Origin of the sequence: Phenylobacterium sp. (assembly GCF_016793285.1) — a bacterium.
GTDB lineage: Bacteria > Pseudomonadota > Alphaproteobacteria > Caulobacterales > Caulobacteraceae > Phenylobacterium.
Genome location: NZ_JAEUMO010000008.1, coordinates 1 through 5178 on the forward strand (window position 1 = coordinate 1; position 5178 = coordinate 5178).

The 5178-nt window shown below is 70.3% G+C and carries 6 protein-coding genes; 3 read left to right on the forward strand and 3 right to left on the reverse strand.

Annotation, left to right across the window (positions count from 1 at the left end):
* Window positions 1-255 precede the first annotated feature (255 nt).
* Both JNL41_RS00610 and JNL41_RS00615 read left to right on the forward strand, forming a co-directional pair.
* A complete protein-coding gene (locus JNL41_RS00610) occupies window positions 256-675 on the forward strand; it encodes a MucR family transcriptional regulator (RefSeq protein WP_293472185.1) in 420 nt (139 codons plus the stop codon).
* 252 nt (window positions 676-927) lie between these two features.
* Window positions 928-1422, forward strand: coding sequence for a PAS domain-containing protein (locus tag JNL41_RS00615; RefSeq protein ID WP_293472187.1), 495 nt, complete (start codon window positions 928-930; stop codon window positions 1420-1422).
* A gap of 39 nt (window positions 1423-1461) precedes the next feature.
* On the opposite strand, the gene JNL41_RS00620 is transcribed toward JNL41_RS00615, so the two are convergent.
* Genes JNL41_RS00620 through JNL41_RS00630 form a run of 3 tightly spaced genes read right to left on the reverse strand, consistent with a single transcriptional unit; the run spans window position 1462 to window position 3649 of the window.
* On the reverse strand, window positions 1462-2427 hold the full coding sequence (locus tag JNL41_RS00620) for a hypothetical protein (protein WP_293472189.1): 966 nt from the start codon (window positions 2425-2427) through the stop codon (window positions 1462-1464).
* A complete protein-coding gene (locus JNL41_RS00625; protein ID WP_293472191.1) occupies window positions 2427-2852 on the reverse strand; it encodes a SufE family protein in 426 nt (141 codons plus the stop codon). Before JNL41_RS00625 ends, JNL41_RS00620 begins: the two co-directional genes overlap by 1 nt.
* Before the next feature lie 44 nt (window positions 2853-2896).
* On the reverse strand, window positions 2897-3649 hold the full coding sequence (locus JNL41_RS00630; RefSeq protein ID WP_293472193.1) for a HAMP domain-containing sensor histidine kinase: 753 nt from the start codon (window positions 3647-3649) through the stop codon (window positions 2897-2899).
* A gap of 158 nt (window positions 3650-3807) precedes the next feature.
* On the opposite strand from JNL41_RS00630, the gene JNL41_RS00635 reads away from it, so the two are divergent.
* Window positions 3808-5178: histidine kinase dimerization/phospho-acceptor domain-containing protein (locus JNL41_RS00635; RefSeq protein WP_293472195.1), on the forward strand; the 1371-nt coding region annotated here is incomplete at its 3' end.

Below are 5178 nucleotides of genomic sequence, written 5' to 3' on the forward strand. Positions count from 1 at the left end.
CGGGGCGCCGTTTCGTTTGGGGCGCAGCGTCATCCTGCGGCGCACGTCGAAGAGGTGAGGTACAGCGGACACTCTTACTGGATCGGTCGTTGCTGATTGCTCGCGTTGCGCTCGTCTTCTGTTCTCGCAATAGGAGAGTGCTGCTTTTCTCTGTTTCCTGGTTGTATGGCGCGTTCGATGCAGATAATGACGGCGCACTGATCTTATGAATCACTCAGCGCCCTCTGTTGGCGCGAAACCTTTGGAACCCGATAAATGGACGAGAAGTCGGAAGTCATCGAGATGACGGCGGACATTGTTTCCGCCTACGTCGGCAACAACACTGTCGCGGCGGCCGACCTGCCAGGCCTGATCCAGAGCGTCCACCGGGCGCTGGCCGGCGTCTCGTCGGGCGTCGAAACCGTGGAAGCCGCGCCGAAGGAACCGGCCGTGCCGATCCGCCGCTCGATCACGCCGGACTATCTCGTCTGCCTGGAAGACGGCCGCAAGTTCAAGTCGCTGAAGCGGCACCTGCGCACCAAGTACAACATGAGCCCCGAGGAATACCGCTCCAAGTGGAGCCTGCCGAAGGACTATCCCATGGTCGCCCCGAACTACGCCAAGGCGCGTTCGGACCTGGCCAAGCAGATGGGCCTGGGCCAGGGCGGCCGCCAGGCGCCGAAGAAGAAGCGCTAAGCTTCACCCAAGGCTGAGATCGAAACGCCCGCCGGACCTCCGGCGGGCGTTTTCGTTGCGCGCGGCGGCGCGCGCCCAACGCCCCCACCACCACTTCGTGGTCCCCCTCCCCCGCTTCGCAGAGGGAGGTTGAGCGGCGGCGCCACGTCATTGGACTTTCGCACCGCGTTAACCACTTTCGGCTTGCCGCCGATTCGCGGGTCAGCGATTGTGATTCGTCATGAATCCAAGCGATTACCGGCGTAACTGAAGATGGCGGCGCAGATCGGACCTCCGACGGCTGCGATCCGGGCTCATGAGGAGCTCTTCGCCTACTGGCGCTCGCTGTGCGAGGCGAACGCCGCGCCGCCGCGCCGCAAAGTCGACCCGGCGCACATGAAGCGCCTGCTGCCCACCGTCAGCCTGATCGAGACGCCGGAGACGACGGGCGAGGACTACCGCGTGCGGCTGGCGGGGACGGGGCTTTACAGCGTCTACGGCCGCGAGATCACCGGGCGCTCGTTCGGCGAAGTCTACAATTCCGCCGCCGCCGACTACTGGCGCTGCGAGCTGGACAAGGTGGTGAGCGACCGCAAGCCCGGCGTGGGGGTGCACAGCCTAGCCTGGCGCGGCGCGTCGCACCTGTCGATCGTCTGGATCCGTCTGCCGCTCGCCAATGACGGCGACGGCGTGGGGATGATCCTGGGCTACGATGCGGTGGTCGGCCACGTCGGCGGCGCCGCGACCGGAATCCGGCCGGCGGCCTAGCCGCCTCTCCCTCTCCCTCTCCCTCTCCCTCTCCCCCCTCTAGGGCGCGGGCTTTGCCGGCGGCGTCGGGGCGGGCTGGTTGCCCTGTCTGGCGGCGGCCAGGATGCTGGTCAGGGCGTAGTTCCCCTCGTGGCAGGCGTACTCGAAGATGCGGCCGGGCGCCGGGGTCAGCATCTGTTCGCCGCGCCAGCGTGAGGCGTAGAGCGCCGGGTCGTCGACCGTGAACTCGTAGAAGATTTCGTGCGGGCCGGTGCGGGTGAACCGCTCGACCACGATCGCGCTGTCCGAGAGGAAGACGTCGTCGGTACGCCGGGTGACGCCGGCGCGGAAGCCGCGGGTGGTGACCACCAGGGTGTCGCGGTCCCAGCGGCCCAGCGACTGGCCGAACCAGTCGGGCGCGGCCTTGGGCTCGGCGCCGATCTTGATGATGCGGACGTCGTGGTAGCGCTCGGCGACGAGGGCGATCTCATCGCGGGTCTGGACGATCTGGATCAGGTTGGCGTCCTGCTCCGGAACGAACGGGGCGCCGGCGTTGCCGGCGGTGAGGCAGCGCTCGTTCTCGGGCCGCTCCTCGACGTTGTCGTAGGTCCAGCGGCGGCGGTGCTTGCGGATGCCCAGCCGCTGCATGCCGGCGTCGCTGTAGGGCAACTGGCCGTCGGCGGGCTCGACGATGACCGAGCTTCGCGCCTGGCCATCGACGCGCGTAAGGCCCGAGCCGACCTCCGGGAACTCGGAGTCGTTCTGGCCCAGCGGATCGCTCGGGATATTGATGCCCTTGCTGCCGTGCAGCTTCTCTTCCCAGGCCCTCGCCTCGGCGGGCGAGAGGTTGAGCGTCTTGAGGCCGTCGGGCCGCTCGAACTCGGTGTAGCTGCCGTTGGTCCAGGTCCCGTCGAGGTCCGGGTCGCCGTCACGGGTGCGGGGCGGGCGGTACGGCGCCTGGGCGAGAGCGGGGCCGGCGACGAGGGCGGCGCAGAGCGGGGCGAAGAGCTGGCGACGGTCGAGCATCAGGCCGCCTGCGCCAGTTCGGCGTCGCGGCGGATGCGGGCGACCATGGAGGCCAGGCCGTTGGAGCGCTGGGACGACAGCGCGCCGCTGAGGCCCAGCTTGTCGAAGGCGGCCTTGGCGTCGAAGGCGAGGATCTCGGCGGGCGTGCGCCGGGAGTAGAGGCGAAGGACGATGCCGATGAGGCCGCTGACGATATGGGCGTCGCTGTCGCCGCGGAAGCGGAGCGTCCCGTCGGCCTGGGGCTCGGTGACCAGCCAGACCTGGCTGGCGCAGCCGCGGACCTTGGTCAGGTCGTTGCGTTCGGCGTCGGAGAGAGGGGCCAGGTCCTTGCCCAGCTCGATCACGTAGCGATAGCGCTCCTCCCAGTCGCCCAGGAGATCGAACTCGTCGGCGAGTTCGGAAAGCGCGTCGTCGATGCCGGCCATGTGCGGCGGGAGTTAAGCGGCGTGCGCGCGCGGCGCAACCGGGTTCACCCGACTGGCAGGCGCACCACCGCCGTCAGGCCCTGGCCGAGCGCAGATATGAGGCGCAGGCGCCCGCCCATGGCGCGGCAGGTGAGGTCGGCGATGGGCAGGCCCAGGCCCGCGCCCTCGGCCTTGCGGGTGAGCGCCGTCTCGGCCTGTTCGAAGGGGGCCATCAGGCGCGGGATCTCGTCGGGATCGACGCCCTCGCCGTCGTCGCGGATCGAGAGCTCGACCATGCCGCTCTGGATCTCGGCCGAGACCCGCACCACGCCGCCCTCGGGCGAGAAGGCGATGGCGTTCTGGACGAGCTGCGTCAGAACCTGGCGGATGCCCCGGTGGTCGGCCATGACGCTGGGCAGAGGCTCGATGACCTCGACCTCGACGTTGCGGGCGTTCATCTCGGAGCGCAGGCCGGGCAGGACGTCGTCGAGGGCGTTGTCGAGCGGCTCGCTGGCGGCGTCGAAGTCGATCGTGCGGCCTTCGAGGCGGGCGATCTCCAACACCTGATTCACGAGTTTCAGCAGCTTCTGGCCGCTGGCGTGGATGATCCCGGCATATTCCTTGTACTGGGGAGCCCCCAGGGGTCCGTACAGTTCGGAATTGAGAATCTCGGAGAACCCCAGGATCGAGTTCAAGGGGGTGCGTAGCTCATGACTGACCATGCGCAGAAACGACCGCTTCTGCTCGTCCATGGCCGCCTCGAGGCGGGCCTGGGCTCGGCTGACGCCGCTGGACGGGGGATCGGCTTCTTCAGCCATGAATCGGCGGCGCGCCTGCAGGGTCGAGGGCCGCAAGCTGGCGCAAGGCGGTTGCAAAAGTCTTGCGCGACGGCTGTGGCCCGCGCGTACGCTCGCGCGAATCTGCCCCCACGGCTAGTGTCGGCCTCCGAACCTGACGGGGCTGTCTGAGGTTCTTCATGGCCGGGGCCCGCCCGACATCGGCGAAACTGCGCCGCCGCAGCGATGCGGCGCCCCTTTTCGTGCATGGGGGTCTGGCGTGGCATGGCGGCTGGGCCTTGGCCGTCGCGGTGACGACCGGGCTGCTGTCGGCGCGCGGCCTGTTGCCTGTGGGCCCGGAGCTGATGGCGCTGGCCGCAGGCGGGGCCGCCGCGGTGATCGGCGCGCTCCTGTCCACGCTGGGCGGGGCCGGGCGCGCGGCTGCGGTTCTGATCTGGGGCGTCGCCGGGGCGACGGCCTGCCACCTGACCGGCGGGCCGGCCGGGCCGCTGGCGGCCTGGTGCCTGGCGCCGGCCGCGGCCGCCACCGCCTTCCGCACGCGCGAGACCCTGGCGCTGGGCGCCGCCGCCTCGCTGGCCGCCGCGGCGGTCTCGACGCTGGACGCGGCGCTGATGCCGCTGCCGGTGGCCAATCCGGCCGCCGCGCCATGGCTGGGCCTGCTGGCGCTGGCGACCGTGACGCTGGGCTTCGCGACCGGGCTGGTGGGCTTCCAGGGCATGGTGGCGCGCGACAACCGCCGGCGTGACCGCGCCGAGCAGGTGCTGGAGATCCTGGACGCACAGCCGCTGCTGCTGGCCTCGCTGGACAAGGCCGGCCGCGTGATCGCCGCCGCCGGGGCGACCGTGGGCGGCTACGCGCCGCGCGGGCTGGAGGGCAAGAGCCTCGGGCACCTGGTGGCCGAGGCCGATCTGCCGGCGCTGGCCGGCGCGCTGCACACGGCGGCGCGGGACGGCCGCGCGCAGGTCTATTTGGCGCAGGCGGGCGACGGCGACGGCTGGCTGGAGCTGACCTTCCGCGCGACCGAGGCGGGCCGCCTGGTGGCGGCGGTGCGTGATGCGCGCGAGCAGTTCGCGCGCGAGCGGCGCCTGGACGCCGAGCGGATCACCGCCGAGCAGCAGAACGCCGGCAAGTCGCGCTTCCTCGCCAACATGAGCCACGAGCTGCGCACGCCGCTCAACGCCATCATGGGCTTCTCCGACATCATGCGGCAGCGGCTGTTCGGGCCGCTGGGCGACCGCTACGCCGAGTACGCCGAGCTCATCCACGAGAGCGGCACGCACCTGCTGGAGCTGATCAACGACGTGCTCGACATGTCGAAGATCGAGGCCGAGGCGTTCGAACTGCACGTCGAGACCTTCGACGCGCGCGAGGCGGTCTCGGCGGTGCTGCGGCTGATGCGCGGGCAGGCGGACCGGGCGGGCGTGAACCTGCGGGGCGTCCTGCCCATCGCGCCGCTGCAGGCCGAAGCCGACAAGCGGGCCGTGAAGCAGATCGCGCTGAACCTGATCTCGAACGCGCTGAAGTTCACCCCGGCCGGCGGGTCGGTGACC